Source organism: Vreelandella sp. L-15 (assembly GCF_056857635.1).
Genome location: NZ_JBSXNN010000092.1, coordinates 162695 through 181515, shown reverse-complemented (window position 1 = coordinate 181515; position 18821 = coordinate 162695). Strand labels below are relative to the sequence as shown.

The window sequence follows — 18821 nt, the reverse complement described above, 5'->3', positions numbered from 1 at the left end:
ACCGTTTTGTGAGGGAGTAGGTAATGAACCAGTTTTCTGCGCCGTCGGCGGCGACGCAAGAGGTGCCTATTGCACCGGATGCCGCCCGACTGACCCACCTGAAGCAGCTCGAAGCCGAGTCGATCCATATCATCCGGGAAGTGGCGGCTGAGTTCAGCAACCCGGTGATGATGTACTCCATCGGTAAAGACTCCTCGGTGATGCTGCACCTAGCGCGTAAAGCCTTTTACCCTGGCACGCCGCCGTTTCCGTTGATGCACGTGGACACCACCTGGAAATTCCGCGAAATGATCGCTTTCCGCGACCGTATGGCGGAAGAGGCGGGCATGGAGCTGATTGTGCACACCAACGAAGAGGGGCGGGCAGCTAACATCAACCCCTTTGATCACGGTAGCGCGAAGTATACTGACATTATGAAAACCCAGGCGCTCAAGCAGGCGCTGGATAAGTATGGGTTTGATGCTGCCTTCGGCGGTGCGCGTCGTGACGAAGAAGCCTCCCGTGCCAAAGAGCGCGTCTACTCCTTCCGCGACAAGTACCACCGTTGGGATCCCAAAAATCAGCGCCCTGAGCTTTGGAACGTCTATAACGCCAAGGTCAATAAAGGCGAATCGATTCGCGTCTTCCCGCTTTCCAACTGGACCGAGCTGGATATTTGGCAGTACATCTACCTTGAGTCGATTCCGATTGTGCCGCTGTACTACTCCGCCAAACGTCCTGTGGTTGAGCGCGACGGTATGCAGATCATGGTAGACGATGACCGCCTTCCTTTAGCCCCAGGCGAGGTGCCGGAGGAGAAGTGGGTACGTTTTAGAACCCTGGGCTGCTACCCGCTCACCGGCGCGGTGGAATCCACGGCAGCAACGCTACCGGAAATTATCCAAGAGATGCTGTTGACCAAAACCAGTGAGCGCAGCGGCCGTGCCATCGACCACGATCAGGCAGGCTCCATGGAGAAGAAAAAGCGTGAGGGGTACTTCTAATGGCGCACCAATCAACGTTGATTGCCGATAACATCGAGCAATATCTGCACGAGCACGAAAACAAAGACCTGCTGCGCTTTATTACCTGCGGCAGCGTCGACGATGGTAAATCTACGCTCATCGGGCGGATGCTTCACGACTCCAAGATGATCTTTGAAGATCAGCTGGCGGCGATCACCAAGGCCTCTAAAACCAGCGGTACCACAGGGGATGCGGTGGATCTTGCGTTGTTGGTAGACGGCCTGCAATCGGAGCGCGAGCAGGGCATCACCATCGATGTGGCCTACCGTTTCTTCTCGACGGAGAAGCGCAAGTTCATCATTGCCGACACCCCTGGGCACGAGCAGTACACCCGTAACATGGCGACCGGTGCCTCCACCGCAAGCTTGGCGATTATTCTGATCGACGCGCGCTACGGCGTGCAGACCCAGACACGCCGCCACAGCTTCATTGCCGACCTACTGGGCATTCAGCACTTGGTGATCGCGGTCAACAAGATGGATTTGGTGGGCTTCTCAGAAGCGCGCTTTAACGAGATTGTCGAGGAGTACCGGGCGTTCGCTAAGAACCTGCAAGCCCCGGATATCCGCTTCGTGCCGATATCGGCACTCAACGGCGACAACGTAGTCAACCCCAGCGAGCAAACGCCCTGGTACTTTGACGATAGTCAGCGCTACGAAGGCAAAACGCTGATTGAGCTGCTGGAAAGCGTCGAAATCAGTCGCGATCAGAACCTCACCGATCTGCGTTTGCCGGTTCAGTATGTCAACCGCCCCAACCTGGACTTCCGAGGCTATTGTGGCACCCTGGCGGCCGGTGTCCTGCGCCCAGGGCAAGCGGTGAAGGCCCTGCCTTCCGGTAAAACATCCCGCGTGGCACGCGTGGTCACCTTTGATGGTGATTTAGACGCCGCCTACCCAGGGCAGGCGATTACCGTGACTCTGGAAGATGAGATTGATATCTCTCGTGGTGACTGGATTGTAAGCGCGGATGCTGACATCCCGATCTCGAACGTGTTCAGCGCCGACATCGTGTGGATGCACGAAGACGCCCTCACGCCTGGCAAGCTCTACGACATCAAGCTCGCCACGCGTGATTTGGCAGGGCAGGTCAGCGCCATTGAGTACCAGGTTGATGTCAATACGCTGGAAAAGCATGCCACCGATTCCCTTGGGCTCAATGCCATCGCCCGCTGTGAGGTTGAGTTGACCGCTTCTATTCCGGTCGATGATTATCGCACCAGCCCTGGCACCGGCAGCTTTATCGTGATTGACCGCCTCACCAATGTGACGGTAGGGGCTGGCATGATTCGCGGCGTTGCTAACGCCCGCGAGCAGGCCGCCGCCACTGATTGGGCCGCCTTCGAGCGTGATTTGAACGCGCTAGTACGCAAGCACTTCCCCCATTGGGAAGCGAAGGATGTTCGCGAATTGCTAAGCCGCTGAGCTGACGTCGCGTTATCTAAATCACAGTCCTAAAATCATAGCCATAAACAAAGGCCTGCTGCACTTGGTGCAGCAGGCCTTGTTGCGTTCGCCTCAGTGGCGGTGTATGCCAACACCGCCAAAGGCTCTTCTGCAAAGGACTACTTGGCGTTAGGGAAAAACAGCTGTTGGCCGTCTACCTCGAAGTCAGCAATCGCCTGCTGCCCCTCCTCGGATACGAGCCACTGGTGCCACTGGGCGGCTAAATCGTGCTTCAAGTGCGGATGACGCTCTTCCGAGAGCAGCAGGCTGCCGTACTGGTTAAACAGCGCTTCGTCACCTTCGAACAGCAGCGTGAGGTTTTGCGGATTATCGAACGCGACCCAGGTGGCGCGGTCAGTAAAGGTGTAGGCGTCCATACCCGCAGCGGTGTTCAAGGTCGGGCCCATGCCACTGCCCAGCTCGCGGTACCACTCGCCTTGGGGTGTCACGCCCGCATCTTCCCACAAACGCAGTTCGGCGCGGTTCGTGCCGCTGTCATCGCCTCGTGAGGCAAATGGTGACCCGCTCTCGGCGATACGCGCAAAGGCGTCTGCCACGCTCTCGCTGTCGCTAATGCCTGCCGGGTCGTCGCTGGGGCCTACGATCACGAAGTCGTTATACATGACGTCTAAACGCTCCGTGGCGTAACCGTCCGCCACGAACTGCTCCTCGCCTGCCGTATCGTGTACCAGTAGGCTGTCAGCATCACCACGGCGGCCGATCTCAAACGCTTGCCCGGTGCCGACGGCTACCACGCGCACGTCGATGCCGGTGGCCTCGGTGAACGTGGGGATAATGGCATCGAACAGCCCTGAGTTCTCGGTGGACGTCGTGGAGGCGAGTGTAATGAAGTCGTCATCCGCGAGTAGCGAAGCACTCCAGGCCAAGGCGGTCGTGCATACGCTGGCGGTGATAAGCGTGGTCGTTGTCTTCACGGTCTGCTCCTTTGGGTGTTGTTCAACGCTGAGTGGGGGTCACCAAACCAGTTCGCCCCGGATAAACGCCCTGGCCTGCGAGGAGGCCGGGGTGTCGAAAAATCGCTCGGCGCTGGTGTGCTCCAGCACCTGGCCGCCGTACATGAACAGCACATCATCGGCGAGCCGCTTCGCCTGATGCAGGTCGTGGGTCGTCATGACGATGCGCGTGCCGCTTTGGTGAAACTCATTCACTGCATCTTCCACCGCCTTAATGGCGGCGGGATCAAGGGCGGAGGTGGGTTCATCCAAAAACAGCACGGAAGGGGTTAACAGCCAAGCGCGGGCCAGGGTTAGCCGCTGCTGCTCGCCGCCAGACAGCACCCGCGCGGGGCGCTTGGCCAGAGCTGCTAAGCCGAACTTCTCCAGCGCCTGCCAGGCGAGTGCTTTGCGCTCCCGGCGAGGCACGCGTTTGACGGCCAGGGCGTAGATCAGGTTATCGATGACCGAGCGACGCAGCAGCACCGGCCGCTGAAACACCATGGCCTGGACGGGAGGTGCGCCTTCCCAGCTAACGTGGCCGCTGCTAGGGCGGAGTAGACCGTGAGCCAAACGCATGAACAGACTTTTACCCGCCCCGTTAGGCCCCATGATCAGCGTGCGCTGACAGCCAGACAGCGTGAGGGTGGTGGGCACCAATAAGGCGTGACCACGATGGGTAAAGCTTGCCTGCTGAAAGTGCAGGGATGGCACATTGGCCATTGAGGTGAAAGAGGAGGTGAGCGGTGCGTTCATCCTAACCGCCTCTTGGCCGCTTCACTGACCGCATGGGCCAGCGCATTGATGAGGGTGACCAGCGTCAGCAGTACGATGCCTAGCCCGAGCGCCAGGGGGAGATCCCCCTTGCTGGTCTCCAGCACGATGCTGGTGGTCATCACCCGAGTCACGCCGTCGATATTGCCCCCCACGATCATCACTGCGCCCACTTCGGCGCTGGCCCGGCCAAAGCCCGCTAGAATCACCGTCAGCAGGCCAAAGCGCGCATCCCATAGTAGGGTGGGCATCATGCGTAGCTGGGTCAGCCCCAGCGAGCGTAGCTGCTCGGCGTACTCATGGTGCAGGGCTTCCACCTGCTGGCGCGTCAGCGCAGCGATAATCGGAAATACCAGGATGACTTGAGCAATCACCATGGCGCTGGGCGTGAACAGCAGCCCAAACGAGCCTAATGGTCCTGCCCGGGAGAGCAGCAAATAGACACATAGCCCTGCCACGACCGGCGGTAGCCCCATCAGTGCATTGAGTACGACGATCAGTCCGTTACGCCCAGGAAAACGCCATAGGGCGAGCGCCGCTCCCACTGGCAGCGCCAAGGCGCTGGCGATTAGCACGGCGACCAGCGACACCTGTAAAGAGAGCACCACGATATCGATCAAATCTGAGTCCATGCCCAGAATCAGCGCGAGTGCCGTATAAAAAGGGTTATCACTTGCTGGCATAAGTACCTGATGTAGAAGCGTCGGGCCGCGCACACGATAGTGCGGTGGCCACGGGAGAATCGCGAGAGCTCAGCGTTTTCGTTAGGCTGCATAGTGTACGTTTACTTGATGTTATGCATTGGCTACTGAAATATATGCAGTCATACGCAGCTAAATGCAGGGTGAGCGATGCCAAACGACTATTTGACTACCGTTGAGGTGGCGGACTATCTGCGTTTGAAAGAGCGCAAGGTGTACGACCTGGTGCGCCAGGGCCATATTCCCTGCAGCCGTGCGACGGGAAAGCTGCTGTTTCCTCGACAGCATATTGATATGTGGGTGCTTAGCCACTTGGAAGGCGACCAGGCGCAGCGGCAGCCGCCTCCGCCGGTATTGGCGGGCAGCCAAGACCCGCTGCTGGAGTGGGCAGTACGCGAGAGCGGGAGTGACTTGGCCTCGTTGTGTCAAGGCAGTGGCGACGGCGTCCGACGCTTGCTGGAAAGCAGGGCGATGCTAGCGGGGATCCATCTGCTCGACGCGGCTTCCAGGCGCTATAACGAACCTGCTGCGTTGGGCCTGGGCGGAGTGCGCGATCTGATCGTGCTGCACTGGGCCACGCGCCGCCAGGGGCTGCTCTTGGCGCCGGGGAATCCATTGGACATTCGGACGGTGGGCGACATTGCCAAGCGCAAAGCCGTGCTTGCCCACCGCCAGCCGGGCGCAGGGGCCGCGCAGCTCATGAACTGCTTGCTGCAGCAGGCGGGCATTGTGCCCGAAGCGCTGAGATGGGCGGCCCATCCCGCGCTCAGCGAGGACGATTTAGCGCTGACCATTGCCCAAGGTGAAGCCGATGTTGGGCTAGGAATGGAGTCTGCCGCGCAACGCCAGCAGCTGGACTTTATCCCGCTGGTGGAGGAGTCGTTTGATCTGGTGATGCATCGTCGCAGCTACTTTGAGCCTGCCGTCCAAGCCTTGTTTGAATTTGCCAGAGAGCCCCGGTTTGCCCAGCGTGCGAGTACGCTAAGGGGGTATGATGTGAGCCAGCTAGGTCGCGTGTTGTACAACGCTTAAGCGCGTAGCGACTAGTCTGATTCGGTCTCTACGCTTGACGATTGTATAAGATGCGCCACACTGGAGAGGTGTTGTAGACGTAACCTCATCACGAAAAGATCATCACGAAAAGGAGAGCACGATGAATCAAGCACTGAATGGTAAACGTGTTGCTATTTTAGCCACCGACGGTTTTGAAGAGTCCGAGCTGAGCGTACCTCGCGCGGCGCTCCAAAAAGAGGGTGTTGAAGTGCATATTGTCTCGCCGGAAGGCAAGGGCATTCGCGCTTGGGCAGAAACCGACTGGGGCGATACCTACGAGGCCGACAAGGCACTGGCAGACGTTAGCGAGTCCGACTACCACGCCCTGGTACTCCCCGGCGGCCTGTTCAACCCTGACGAGTTGCGCCTGAACGAAGATGCCCTGAGCTTTGTAAAAGCGTTCTTCCAGGCGGGCAAGCCCGTCGCCGCCATTTGCCACGCGCCGTGGATTTTGATTAACGCTGGCGTGGTCGAAGGGCGCAAGATGACCTCCGTGCTGAGTGTCGCCCAAGACCTGCGCAATGCGGGTGTGAACTGGGTGGATGAGCCGGTAGTGGTCGATAGCGGCCTCGTTACCAGCCGCACACCCAAAGACCTCGACGCCTTTAACGCCAAACTGCTGGAAGAGCTGCAGGAAGGGCGCCACTCAGGCCAGCACGCTTAATGGCGTGGTACCACCAGTGGGCAAGCTTTGCCAAAAGGCTTGCCCACGTTGTTGCAAAACCGATGAAGCGGGACAGTGGCCGCAGCGGGATGATGGTGCACCCCTACCGCGGTTACGGTTCCCAGCGGGAAATCTTTGTGATGGGCCGGGTGTTCCGCCAAGCGGCACTCGGCCGTGCCATTCCTAGGCGGGGCATGCTGCGTGATACGGCCGATGTGGCCCGGCGTGTTTTCCGTCGTGGGCTGTCCGGTGCCAAAGTAGAGATCCGCGTGGGTGATAACGAGCTGTGCATGACCACCGACCGAGATGGCTACTTTGATGCCCACCTGCCGATTAGTACGCCTTTGCCGGTCGATGTTTCCTGGCATCGCGCTGATATTTTGGTACATGCCAAGGGGCACCCTCCGATTCGTACCAGCGTAGAAGTGTATGTACCGCCCCCGGAAGCGGACCTACTGGTCATCAGCGATATCGACGATACGGTGATGTTCACCGGCGTGGCGGAAAAGCTCAAAATGCTTTACCGACTGTTTGTGCGCAAGCCTCACCGACGGACGGCGTTTCCCGGTGTAGCATCGCTCTATCAGGCGCTTTACCGTGGGCAGACCGAAAAGGCCGAGCGGCCGATTCTTTATGTCTCCCGTGGCCCTTGGGCCATTTATGAAATGTTGGAAGCTTTCTTCCAAATCAACCGGATTCCAGTGGGTCCTATTCTGTTTTTACGGGAGTGGGGGATCTCCTGGCGCAAGCCTTGGCCCCGTCGAGCGGAGGATCATAAGCGTGACCTGATCGACCGTATGTTGGCGTTGTATGACGACATGCCGTGTATTTTGATTGGCGATAGCGGCCAGCACGACCCGGAAGTCTACACGGAGGTCGTCAAAGCTTACCCGGATCGGATCAAAGCGATTTATATTCGCCGCGTCGACAGCGACCCCCAGCGGGAAGCCGCCATTCAGCGTCTGCGCGATGAGTTAGCCCATACCGATTGTGAGCTGGTCTTGGCCGTAGATAGCATTTTGATGGCAGAGCATGCCCACGCCAAAGGCGATATCTCCGCACGTGGGCTGCAAGCGGTTCAGCGCGACGTCGAAGCCCATCGTAACGAGCCTGCCTAAGCTGTGTTCCCCCGCCATTCGTGGTAAAAATGAGCGTTGATGTCTCTCTTACTTGGCGGGTTCCGGTGTTGTGATGCTCATCCTCTTAATTGTGCTGGCGTTGGCTATTTTTGTGCTGCCCAACCTATGGGCAAAATGGGTATTAAAGCGCCATACCCGAGGGCGTGATGATTACCCAGGTACCGGTGCGGAATTGGCCGAACACCTGATACGCCGTATGGGTGTGGAGGGCGTACGGGTAGAACGCACCGAGCAGGGCGACCACTACGATCCCGAAGCCCGTTGTGTGCGCTTGGCGCCTGATCACTACGATGGCCGTTCGCTCACGGCAGTCACCGTTGCTGCCCATGAGGTGGGCCATGCCATTCAGCACCATGAGGGTTATGCGCCGCTGCTGGCCCGTAGCCGTTTGGTGCAAGTGGCGCAAAAAGCGGAAAAGCTAGGCGCTATTTTGATGATGGCCGCGCCGTTTCTGTTCCTGCTGACGCGGTTACCCGGTGGGCTTGCGATGATAGTCGTCATGGCGGTGATTAGCTTCGGCACCGCCGCGCTGGTGCATCTGGTCACGCTGCCGGTGGAGTTCGATGCTAGCTTTAACCGCGCGCTGCCGCTGCTAAAAGAGTACGTGCCGCCCGCCGATATGGCCGGTGCCCGACACGTACTCACCGCCTGCGCCTTTACCTATGTGGCCGCGTCGCTAGCCAGCGTGATGAACCTGGGTCGCTGGCTGGTGATTTTAAGGCGCTGATTTAAAAGTGCTGATTTAAAAGTACTGGTTTAAAAATGGTGGGCGGCCATTACTCACTACTCCGGCTTGTTTGCCAGGATCACCGCGCGGCGTGGGGCGGGGTAGCCTTCAATGGTGCGGCTGCGGTCATTCGGGTCGAGAAAGTCCGCCAGCGACTGGTAGGTCATCCACTCGGTGGAACGCTGCTCATCGAGCGTCGTCATCGCTTCATCTACCACCCGTACATTGGTGAAGCCGCAGCGCTCCAGCCAGTGGCACAGTGCTTTGGAGGAAGGCAGAAAGTAGACGTTGGGCATGGCGGCGTAGCGCTCGCCGGGTACGAATACGGTCTGCTCATCGCCTTCTACCACCAGCGTTTCCAGCACCAGCTCACCGCCGGGGGCCAGCGCGCCTTTTAGCTGTTGCAGGTGCTCAAGGGGCGAAGGGCGGTGGTACAGCACGCCCATGGAGAACACCGTGTCGAAGAAGCCCAGGTTTTCCGGCACGTCCTCGATACCCACCGGCAGAAACTGCGTGCGGCCTTCATCGGCGTTGCCGACAAAGTGGCGCACCGCCTGAAACTGCCAGTAAAAGCGTGGGGAAGGGTCAATCACCAACACGAAAGCCGCGCCTGCACCCGCCATCCGCCAGGCGTGGTAGCCGCTGCCGCCGCCCACGTCCAGCACTTTGCGGTACTTCAACGGCGCGAGATGCGGCGCGACGCGTTGCCATTTCCAGTCAGAGCGCCACTCGGTGTCGATTTCGATACCACCCAGGTTGAATGGCCCTTTACGCCACGGGGCCAGCTTGCGCAGCAGATTGAAGCACTGGCGCTGCTGGCTGTCGGTGAGATCGATGTCTACCGTCAGCGTGTCGCTGTTTAGATCCACACGGCGCTCTTCCGGCAATGGCGGCAGCTTGGCCACGGCTTTTTCCCAGGCAGAGAGATCGCCGTGGCGCTGGCGGTCCAGCCCGCTGGCGAGCTGCTCGGGGAGCTTGGCAAGCCAGGGCGTGAGCGAGGCATCTTGAGTGGCCTGATCTAAAAACGCTTGATACAGCACGCGATGATCGTCGGGGAGTAGCGCCACCTTAACCCTCCTTAAAGGCGATCAGCGAGGTGAAATTCAGGTACTGGAACCAGGTCATGGAGCGGGGAAAACCCGCCAGCGACAAGCGCTCGTGCAGCGCATCGAGCGTATCGGGAATCAGCACGTTCTCAAGCGCGGTGCGCTTTTGGCTGATCTCCATATCGCTGTAGCCATTGGCACGCTTGAAGTCGTGATAGCGTTCGACCCGCCAAGCGTTGTCGCGCTCGTCGGCATCAATGGTTTTTTCCGAAAGAATCAGCACGCCGCCGGGCTCAAGCGTGTTGTAAAGCCGCTTGAGTAGCGCATCACGATCGGCCGGTGGCAAAAACTGCAGCGTAAAGTTGAGAATGATCATCCCCGAAGGCGCATACTCGTAGGTACGAATATCGGCTTCTTCCACTTGCATGGCGTGGTCGGGGCACTCATCGAGAAAGGTCTGCTTCGCTCGGGCCGCCATGGCCGGGGAAAGGTCGATACCGGTATAGCCGAACGCATCGGCGGGCAGCGCGCCTGCCAGGGCGAGTCCGGATGCGCCCAGCGAGCAGCCCAGATCATAAACATGGGCACCGTGGCGCAGATGGCGTTTGGCAATCAGGCTCAGCATACCCAGAATTTGGCCGTAGCCGGGCACCGAGCGGCGGATCATATCGGGGAAGCACGCGACCACCTGTTCATCAAAGGAGAACCTAGCCACCTTGTCTAGGGGTGTTGAAAAGATAGCGTCGCGGTAAGATGCATCACTCATGGGCAAGCCAGGATGGTTAATGAGGCTGCGTAGTTTACGCGCCCTTGTTAACGCAGAACAGGCCTGATCAACACAGATTCCTGCCTCACGGAACGACGCCACAGGAGAAGGCACATGGCTTCAGCAACAGCAACTCCCGATACGCTACCCGCTTGGCAAACGCTCTCACAGCACGCCCAGGCGCTTAAGCATGTCCACTTGAAAAACCTGTTTGGGGATGACCCTGGCCGTTGGCAGCACTTTACGCGTCAGGTGGCGGGGCTCACTCTCGATCTTTCCAAGCAGCGTTGGGACGACGATACGCTGGAGCACCTGCTGGCGCTGGCCCAAGAGGCGGGGGTGCCCGGGGCCATCGAGGCGCTGCTGAGCGGTAAGCGGGTGAACGTCAGTGAGAACCGCCCAGCGCTGCATACTGCGCTGCGTTTGCCCGCAGATGCCCACTTGGAAGTCGAGGGTGAAGATATTGTGGGGGCCGTGCATGACAGCCTGGCGCAGATGGAGCGGCTGGTGCAGCGGCTACACGCAGGCCAGTGGCGTGGGGCCACCGGCAAGCCGATTCGTCACGTGGTGAATTTGGGGGTGGGAGGTTCGGATTTAGGGCCGCTGATGGTTACCCATGCCCTCGCGGACTATCGCCCCAGCGATATTCACCCGGTGGAGGTGCATTTTGCCTCCACGATGGATGGCTCCCAATTGGCGGACTACCTCAGCCGGTTCAACCCTGAAACCACGCTATTCGTGCTGTCGTCCAAGTCGTTCACCACCATTGATACGCTCTCCAACGCCAACACGGCCCGCGATTGGCTAATCGGGCGGCTTACACAGCACGCCGACCTGCCAGAAGTCAGCCCCCATGCCAAACCGATCAGCGCAGAGTTGATTGTGCGCCAGCACTTTATTGGTGTATCCGCCAGCCCTGACAAGATGAGCGAGTGGGGGATTACCCCGGACCACCAGCTGATGTTTTGGGAGTGGGTCGGCGGGCGCTACTCGCTGTGGGGCACCATTGGGCTGCCGATTGCGTTGGTCATTGGCATGGAGAACTTCCGCGAACTGTTGGCGGGCGCCCATGCTATGGATAGCCACTTCCGCGATGCGCCACTGGAGGACAATCTGCCGGTGTTACTGGGCTTGGCAGGTATCTGGAACGTTAACTTTTTGGATATTCGCGCTCACTCGATTCTGCCCTACGACGGGCGGCTTGAGTACTTTGCCGCCTATCTTGAGCAGTTGGAGATGGAGTCCAATGGCAAATCGGTGACGCGCCAGGGCCAAGCGGTGAACTACTCCACCTGCCCGGTGCTGTGGGGCCAGTTGGGCCCTAATGCCCAGCATGCGTTTTATCAACTGCTTCACCAGGGCACGCAGCCGGTGGTGTGCGATTTTATCGCGCCGCTTAAGCGTTACGATGAGGTCGAAAATCTGGATACCCGCCGCCATTTGAAGTCGCAGCATCGCTTGGCGCTGGCCAACTGTTTTGCCCAGTCCCGTGTGCTGATGTTGGGCGACGATGCGCTGGAAGAGGATGGCCCTCGCCCCGAACACAAGCGCTACCGGGGTAATCAGCCCTCTTCAACGGTGCTGCTGGATAAGCTCACGCCTGCCACGCTAGGGTCGTTGATAGCGCTGTATGAACACAAAGTCTTCGTGCAGGCCGTGATTTGGGACATTAACCCCTTTGACCAGTGGGGCGTCGAGCTAGGCAAGCAGATTGCCACCGATACCCAGGCAATTATCGACGGGGAAGGTGATATTGGCCGCATGGACGCCTCTAGCCGCGGGCTGATTGAAGCGTTTTGGGCCGCAGAGCAGCAGTAGGACGCCCAACTCATATGGCTGGATATACAGCTTTTTGCTTTTCCGCTATCCTGTGTGCTTTTCTTCGCGGCCTCACTTGGTGAGAGTCCTGGGCGCCGTTTTTTCACGGCACCCGTTGAGGCTGCCAGTACGCTTTTGTTCAGTACGTTTTTTCAGGAACCGACGTTACATGACCCAGTTTGATGCCTCCCAGTACGGCGCGAGCTCTATCGAGGTCCTATCAGGGCTCGATCCGGTACGTAAGCGTCCCGGTATGTATACCGATACCTCGCGGCCTAACCACCTCGCCCAAGAGGTCATCGACAACAGTGTCGATGAGGCGCTCGCCGGGCACGCTTCAAACATCAGCGTGGTACTCCATAGCGACGGTGCCATTGAAGTGCAGGATAACGGCCGCGGTATGCCCATCGACCTGCATCCGGAGCACGGTGTTTCAGGGGTCGAGCTCATTCTTACCAAGCTCCATGCGGGTGGTAAGTTCTCCTCTTCGAGCTATCGGTTTTCTGGCGGCCTTCACGGCGTGGGCGTGTCGGTGGTCAATGCGCTGTCACGGCGTTTAGAAGTCGAAGTGACCCGAGACGGTGCTCGCCATGCCATTGCCTTCGAGCACGGCGAAAAGGTCGAAGAACTGCATGAAATCGGCAAAGCCCCCAAGCGCGCTACTGGCACTCTGGTACGCTTCTGGCCAGATGAGAGTTATTTTGACAGCCCGAAGCTGGCACTTTCCAAACTGAAACACCTGCTGCGTGCCAAAGCAGTGCTTTGTCCCGGTTTAGCGGTCACGCTAGTAGAGCCGGATGGCACCAAAACCGAGTGGGCCTACGCTGATGGCCTGCGCGACTACTTGGCCGAAGCTACCGATGGCTACGAAGTGCTGCCCAAAGAGCCGTTCGTAGGCCACTTTAGCGACGACGAACATGGCGTAGACTGGGCCATTCAGTGGCTGCCTGAAGGTGGCGAGGCGCTGCTTGAGAGCTACGTTAACCTGATCCCTACGCCCCAGGGCGGCACCCACGTTAACGGCTTTCGTTCTGGGCTGTTAGACGCCCTGCGAGAATTCTGTGAATACCGCAGTCTGCTGCCCCGTGGCATCAAGCTCACCGCCGATGATTTGTGGGAGCGTGCTTCCTTCGTGCTTTCGGTGAAAATGCTTGACCCACAGTTTGCCGGCCAAACGAAAGAGCGACTTTCTTCGCGCACCATTGCCGGGTTTGTATCAGGCGTGGTGAAAGACGCCTTCTCGCTGTGGCTGAATCATCATATCGAGCAGGCCGAGCAGCTAGCGGAGATGGTGATCAGCGCAGCCCAGCAGCGTCAGAAGAAATCGAAGAAGGTCGCGCGGAAGAAAGTGACCTCGGGCCCCGCGCTGCCGGGCAAGCTGGCGGACTGTTCCGGCCAGGACCCGGCGCAGAGCGAGCTGTTTCTGGTGGAAGGAGACTCGGCGGGGGGCAGCGCCAAGCAGGCGCGAAACCGCGAGACTCAGGCTATCTTGCCGCTGCGCGGGAAGATCCTAAATACGTGGGAAGTCGAAACCCACGATATCTATGGCTCTCAAGAAGTTCACGATATTGCCGTGGCGATTGGTGCCGACCCCGGCAGCGCCGACCTTGAAAAGCTGCGCTATCACAAAATCTGTATTCTTGCCGACGCCGACTCGGACGGTTTGCATATTGCGACGCTGCTATGCGCGCTGTTTGTGAAGCACTTCCCCAGTTTGGTGGACGCAGGCCATGTGTATGTGGCGATGCCACCGTTGTACCGCATCGATTTAGGTAAAGAGGTTCACTACGCCCTGGACGAGAGCGAAAAAACCGCCGTTCTCAAACAGCTGGCGAAAAAGCGTGGCACCCCCAACGTGCAGCGCTTTAAAGGACTAGGGGAAATGAGCCCGTTGCAGCTACGCGAAACCACCATGGCCGTGGAAACCCGCCGTCTCGTACAGCTCACGCTGGACGAGGGCGACGGCACCCTGGAAATGATGGACATGCTGCTCGCCAAAAAGCGCGCCAGCGACCGCAAGAAGTGGTTGGAAGATTACGGTAATTTGGCAGACATTGAGGTATGACCCCCCGATGACCATGGATATTCAGGTAGCGGAAGGCGACGTCGAGCGTCTGTCCCTGCGCGATTACACCGAAAAAGCGTACCTCGACTACTCGATGTACGTCATTCTAGACCGCGCCTTACCCAACATTGGCGATGGCATGAAACCCGTGCAGCGGCGGATCATCTACGCCATGCGCGAGCTGGCGCTGCATGCCAATGCCAAGTACAAGAAGTCAGCGCGCACCGTCGGTGACGTACTGGGTAAGTTCCACCCCCACGGAGACAGCGCCTGCTATGAAGCCATGGTGCTGATGGCGCAGTCGTTCAGCTACCGCTACCCGCTGGTGGATGGCCAGGGTAACTGGGGGAGCCCAGACGACCCGAAATCTTTCGCGGCGATGCGCTACACCGAGGCCAAGCTTTCCAAATTTGCCGACGTGCTGCTGAGTGAATTGGGCCAGGGCACCGTGGAGTGGGCGCCCAATTTCGATGGCACCATGCAGGAGCCGGTAGTATTGCCTGCGCGGTTGCCTCACGTGCTGCTCAACGGCGGCACGGGCATTGCCGTGGGCATGGCCACCGATATTCCACCGCATAACGTCTCGGAAGTGGTGGAAGCCACTTGCCACCTGTTGCGTCACCCCGAGGCCACCACGGCGGATTTGATGGCGTTTGTGCCTGCCCCGGATTTCCCGACGGATGCAGAAATCATCACACCGAAAGCGGATCTGCGTAAGCTCTATGAGACTGGCCGAGGCTCGGTCAAATTACGCGCCCGCTATGTGCGTGAAGACGCCAATATCGTCATTACTGCTGTACCCTATCAGGTCAGCGGTGCCAAGGTGTTGGAACAGATCGCCGCGCAAATGCAGGCGAAAAAGCTGCCTATGGTGGCCGACCTGCGCGACGAGTCGACCCACGAAGAGCCAACCCGCCTAGTGATCGAGCCGCGCTCGAGCCGTGTGGATGTCGAAGCGCTGATGGCGCACCTGTTTGCCACCACGGATCTGGAAAAGAACGTGCGGGTGAACATGAACGTGATTGGCCTGGATGGCCGTCCACGGGTGATGCCGCTGACCGATATGCTGGGTGAGTGGCTGCGGTTTCGCCGTGCCACCGTGCGTCGCCGCCTTGAGCACCGTTTAGGCAAAGTGGAAGATCGCCTGCATATTCTAGAAGGCCTACTGACCGCTTACCTGAATATTGATGAGGTGATCCGCATCATCCGCGAAGAGGATGAGCCCAAGCCTGCCCTGATGAGCGCCTTTGGCCTGACCGAGCGTCAGGCTGAAGCGATCCTTGAACTGCGTCTGCGCCATCTTGCCAAGCTGGAAGAGATGAAGATTCGCGGCGAGCAGGATGAGCTGGAAAAAGAGCGTAAAACCCTGCAGGGGCTGCTGGGTAGCGAAGCCAAGCTCACCACGCTGATCGAGAAAGAGATCCGCGCAGCGGGTAAAGAGCACGGCGACGAACGCCGTTCGCCGCTGGTGGAGCGCAGCGAGGCTAAAGCGCTCTCCGAGGTGGAGTTGCTAGGTGCCGACCCGATTACCGTCGTGCTGTCGGATAAAGGCTGGATTCGTGCTGCCAAAGGCCACGATATCGACCCCGAAGGGCTCTCCTACAAAGCGGGGGATCGTTTCCGACTAGCCGCTCGGGGTAAAACCAACCAGCCGCTGGTGCTGCTGGACGATACAGGCCGCGCCTATACCCTGGCGGCGCACAATTTACCCAGCGCCCGAGGGCAGGGAGAGCCGGTAACCGGTCGGGTGAACGTGGCAGCGGGGGCGCAGATGGCGGGTCTGATGCTCGCGCCGCCCACCCAACGCTATCTTCTGGCCAGCGACGGCGGCTATGGGTTTGTGGCCCAGCTCGAAGCGCTCACCGGCAAAAACAAAGCGGGTAAAGCCGTGCTCAGCGTGCCGAAAGGCTGCAGCGTCATGCCGCCCGTGGAGGTGCCGGAAGGCGAATCGCTGTGGGTGGCGTCGGTCTCCAACGAAGGGCGGCTGCTGCTCTTCCCGCTGGACCAGCTGCCCGAGATGGCCAAGGGCAAGGGCAACAAGATGCTCGATATCCCCGGCCCCCGGGCGGCGCGGCGCGAAGAGTTCCTGCGTGATATCGCCATTGTGCCGGAAGGCGGAGAGCTGATCATTCATGCGGGTAAGCGCAAACTGACCCTCAAGGCGGATGATCTCGCGTATTATCGTGGGGAGCGTGGCAGAAGGGGCAGCAAGCTGCCGCGTGGTTTCCAAAAAGTTGATCGTTTAGAAGCAGGGGAGTAACGGATGGCACGCGGGGATGTTCTGTTAACCGTATTGGCACCGCGCTTAACGGCGGATATTGAGTCGCACATGGCCGCGCTGATGGCGCAGTTTGGCCTGCAGGAAGAGCACCGTCAGCGGCTTGCCGATACGGAAAAAGGCGAGCCTATCGACTGTGTGGAGCTGCACTTGAGCGGCGCATCCAGTGAATTAACCTCCCTTCGCCATGCGGCGCTGGAGCTGAGTGAAACCCTCGGTGTGGATATGGTGGTCCAACGGAACCAGCGGGGCGGTGCCGCACCCCGTTTGGTCTGTTTTGATATGGACTCCACGTTGATTAAAGCGGAAGTGATTGATGAGCTGGCGCGCCGTCACGGGGTAGGCGACGAGGTGGCGGAAGTCACCGAGCGCGCCATGCGCGGCGAGCTGGATTTTAAGGCCAGCTTCCGCGAGCGTATGAGCAAGCTGGAAGGCCTGGATGAGTCGGTATTGGCGAATATTGCTACAGAACTGCCGCTGATGGATGGCGTTGAGCGTCTGATGGCGAACCTGAAACGTTTGGGGTTCCGTACGGTTATTTTATCCGGCGGTTTTACCTACTTTGCCCGTTACCTGCAGGAGCGGCTTGGGTTTGATGAAATCCACGCCAACGAGCTGGTGATTGAGAATGGCAAAGTTACCGGTGCGGTCCATGAGCCAATTGTCGATGCCGAGCGTAAAGCCGCGCTACTGCAGCAAATTGCCGAGCGGGAAGGGGTGGCCTTAGCGCAAACCGTCGCCGTAGGTGATGGGGCAAACGACCTGAAGATGTTGGCGAAAGCTGGCCTAGGCGTGGCGTTCCGCGCTAAACCCCTCGTGCGTGCCGAAGCGCGTCAGGCGATCTCCGTGGCAGGGCTGGATGGCGTGCTGTATCTGCTGGGCTACGGTGAAGCCGACTTGATTTAACCACCGTGTACTCACCTAGTACGCAAACGGCGGTGCTAAGCACCGCCGTTTGCTTAATTCACCGCTGTTTGCGGATTTACTCCGCCATATTCAGCGCGCAGTTCCTCAAGCCGCTCGGCCTCGTTATCGGTTAACGCGGGAGCATCCCATAGCGGTTCACCTTCGCTATTGTTAACCCCGAGCAGTGTTAGTGTCAGTACGGCATTACGCGGTATTTGATCGTTGCCCCAGGGGCCAAAACGGTTAGGGGCGAGGCTCCAGGTGGCGCTTTCCCCTGGCGCTAGGCCGCCGGAAGTAGCGTAGTAGAATGTTTCATCCACCCAGGCCACCTCGCGGTTAGGGCTTTTCAGTACGCCGTGCAGCATGAGCTCTGCAACCGCGTGGTCAGAGCCGTTCGTCACCGTTAGCTCAATCACCGGTTCCAGTGCGCCGTAGGGGCTGGTACTGATGTAGTAACGCGCATTATCAATGCTGATTTGCGCTAAATGCTCTTGGGCGCGCTGGGCGCTGTCCTGTTTGGCTTCTAGCCGGTTAAGCGTGCGCAGTGCTTGCTCCCGCTCTCGTGCACGCCGCTGGCGCAGCATCTTGTCAGCGCGCTCAATAATTTCGTCGCCCGTTAGCCCGTGCATATAGGCATTAGCCGATTCAGCAATTTCAGCAGCGTTCATGCGTTGGGGGTTAAAGAGATCGATACCGTTAAACGATGACATGGCTATGATCTTCAGCGCGGTATCAAACTCGTCGCGCTTATAGGTGGGCAGCGACTCACGCACTTTCTCGATTGAGACCACCGCTGCAGGCATGGAACTCGTATCGACTTTCGGGTCGGAGCAGCCTACGAGTACCAAGGCGGATAATGAAAGTGCAGATAGCCTGAGTAGGCTCCACATAGATGTACCTCACCACAAAAAATCAATCGGCAAGAGCTTACCGGAAAGTGGCATCCGCCACTACTTTCTCTTGAGAGCAGATTATGCGTGAGGCTGACACTTTTGGTGCTCGCTCAGATGTTTAGCATAGCGGGCAATAAAAAGCGCTGGCGGTTGCCAGCGCTTGAGAAAATAGGGCAGCGAAGCTTAGCCGTGCCCTTTGTCCGGATGAGGTACCGGCTTTTCGCCGACCTCTTCAGAGCGCAACTCGACCGGTTTGCCCTGGGTTTTTTGGCTGTGCTTTAACTGCATATGCAAACCGGTTTTGGCCAGCAGGTGAGCGCTTACTGGGGCGGTAATAAACAGGAACAGCGTAATCAGCAGCTCTTGGATATCCGGCTTACCATCGACGCTCCAAAAATACCCCATGGAGGCAATCAGCATGCAGCCGATGCCCAACGTAGTGGCTTTAGTAGGGCCGTGTAGGCGCATATAGAAATCGCGCAGGTGTGCCATGCCTAGCGAGCCTATAAACACAAACACGCCTCCGGCTATTAACAGTAGGGAAATCAGTGCTTCAACTAAGAATGGCATAAACGCACCTCATTAATCG

The 18821-nt window shown here is 58.8% G+C and carries 17 protein-coding genes; 10 read left to right on the top strand and 7 right to left on the bottom strand.

Annotation, left to right across the window (positions count from 1 at the left end; translation table 11 throughout):
- The first annotated feature begins 23 nt into the window (after positions 1–23).
- Positions 24–983: a sulfate adenylyltransferase subunit CysD gene (gene cysD, locus AC13CY_RS14380; protein WP_172416297.1), complete on the top strand. Its 960-nt coding sequence runs from the start codon at positions 24–26 to the stop codon at positions 981–983.
- Positions 983–2428 (top strand): sulfate adenylyltransferase subunit CysN, encoded by a 1446-nt coding sequence (gene cysN, locus AC13CY_RS14375; protein WP_137093462.1) that lies wholly within the window; start codon positions 983–985, stop codon positions 2426–2428. Before cysD ends, cysN begins: the two co-directional genes overlap by 1 nt.
- A gap of 140 nt (positions 2429–2568) precedes the next feature.
- On the opposite strand, the gene AC13CY_RS14370 is transcribed toward cysN, so the two are convergent.
- Genes AC13CY_RS14370 through AC13CY_RS14360 form a run of 3 tightly spaced genes read right to left on the bottom strand, consistent with a single transcriptional unit; the run spans position 2569 to position 4859 of the window.
- Positions 2569–3384 (bottom strand): ABC transporter substrate-binding protein, encoded by an 816-nt coding sequence (locus tag AC13CY_RS14370; protein ID WP_137093460.1) that lies wholly within the window; start codon positions 3382–3384, stop codon positions 2569–2571.
- A 39-nt stretch (positions 3385–3423) separates the two neighbouring features.
- Positions 3424–4158 carry an ATP-binding cassette domain-containing protein gene (locus AC13CY_RS14365; RefSeq protein WP_044629060.1) on the bottom strand — a complete coding sequence of 245 codons (735 nt, stop codon included), beginning with the start codon at positions 4156–4158 and terminating at the stop codon, positions 3424–3426.
- Positions 4155–4859 carry an ABC transporter permease gene (locus AC13CY_RS14360; RefSeq protein ID WP_044629061.1) on the bottom strand — a complete coding sequence of 235 codons (705 nt, stop codon included), beginning with the start codon at positions 4857–4859 and terminating at the stop codon, positions 4155–4157. Before AC13CY_RS14360 ends, AC13CY_RS14365 begins: the two co-directional genes overlap by 4 nt.
- 168 nt (positions 4860–5027) lie before the next feature.
- On the opposite strand from AC13CY_RS14360, the gene AC13CY_RS14355 reads away from it, so the two are divergent.
- From AC13CY_RS14355 to AC13CY_RS14340, 4 genes are all read left to right on the top strand, one after another.
- Entirely contained in the window at positions 5028–5909 is an 882-nt protein-coding gene (locus AC13CY_RS14355) for a helix-turn-helix transcriptional regulator (protein WP_058576394.1), read from the top strand.
- Between the two features lie 121 nt (positions 5910–6030).
- Entirely contained in the window at positions 6031–6594 is a 564-nt protein-coding gene (locus tag AC13CY_RS14350) for a type 1 glutamine amidotransferase domain-containing protein (RefSeq protein WP_044629063.1), read from the top strand.
- Positions 6594–7712, top strand: coding sequence for an App1 family protein (locus tag AC13CY_RS14345; RefSeq protein ID WP_483052678.1), 1119 nt, complete (start codon positions 6594–6596; stop codon positions 7710–7712). The genes AC13CY_RS14350 and AC13CY_RS14345 overlap by 1 nt, the downstream gene beginning before the upstream one ends.
- A gap of 73 nt (positions 7713–7785) precedes the next feature.
- Complete coding sequence (locus AC13CY_RS14340; RefSeq protein ID WP_483052677.1) at positions 7786–8460, top strand: zinc metallopeptidase; 675 nt, start codon at positions 7786–7788, stop codon at positions 8458–8460.
- Between the two features lie 56 nt (positions 8461–8516).
- Here AC13CY_RS14340 and cmoB read toward each other — a convergent pair whose 3' ends face one another.
- Complete coding sequence (gene cmoB / locus AC13CY_RS14335) at positions 8517–9527, bottom strand: tRNA 5-methoxyuridine(34)/uridine 5-oxyacetic acid(34) synthase CmoB (protein WP_483052676.1); 1011 nt, start codon at positions 9525–9527, stop codon at positions 8517–8519.
- Between the two features lies 1 nt (position 9528).
- Positions 9529–10272, bottom strand: a complete 744-nt coding sequence (cmoA, locus tag AC13CY_RS14330; protein WP_058576398.1) for a carboxy-S-adenosyl-L-methionine synthase CmoA — start codon at positions 10270–10272, stop codon at positions 9529–9531.
- 114 nt (positions 10273–10386) lie between these two features.
- Between cmoA and pgi the strand changes: the two genes are divergently transcribed.
- The 4 genes from pgi (at position 10387) to serB (ending at position 17339) form a co-directional block, all read left to right on the top strand.
- Entirely contained in the window at positions 10387–12090 is a 1704-nt protein-coding gene (gene pgi, locus AC13CY_RS14325) for a glucose-6-phosphate isomerase (RefSeq protein ID WP_289124248.1), read from the top strand.
- A gap of 169 nt (positions 12091–12259) precedes the next feature.
- Positions 12260–14155, top strand: a complete 1896-nt coding sequence (parE, locus tag AC13CY_RS14320) for a DNA topoisomerase IV subunit B (protein WP_483052675.1) — start codon at positions 12260–12262, stop codon at positions 14153–14155.
- A gap of 7 nt (positions 14156–14162) precedes the next feature.
- Entirely contained in the window at positions 14163–16415 is a 2253-nt protein-coding gene (gene parC / locus AC13CY_RS14315; RefSeq protein WP_044629070.1) for a DNA topoisomerase IV subunit A, read from the top strand.
- A gap of 3 nt (positions 16416–16418) precedes the next feature.
- A complete protein-coding gene (gene serB / locus AC13CY_RS14310) occupies positions 16419–17339 on the top strand; it encodes a phosphoserine phosphatase SerB (RefSeq protein ID WP_044629071.1) in 921 nt (306 codons plus the stop codon).
- 53 nt (positions 17340–17392) lie between these two features.
- Here the strand turns inward: serB and AC13CY_RS14305 are convergent, their stop codons facing one another.
- Together AC13CY_RS14305 and AC13CY_RS14300 are read right to left on the bottom strand one after the other, a co-directional pair.
- Positions 17393–18229 (bottom strand): DUF6694 family lipoprotein, encoded by an 837-nt coding sequence (locus tag AC13CY_RS14305; protein WP_483052674.1) that lies wholly within the window; start codon positions 18227–18229, stop codon positions 17393–17395.
- A gap of 186 nt (positions 18230–18415) precedes the next feature.
- Positions 18416–18802 carry a Na+/H+ antiporter subunit G gene (locus AC13CY_RS14300; RefSeq protein ID WP_062372548.1) on the bottom strand — a complete coding sequence of 129 codons (387 nt, stop codon included), beginning with the start codon at positions 18800–18802 and terminating at the stop codon, positions 18416–18418.
- Positions 18803–18821 lie beyond the last annotated feature (19 nt).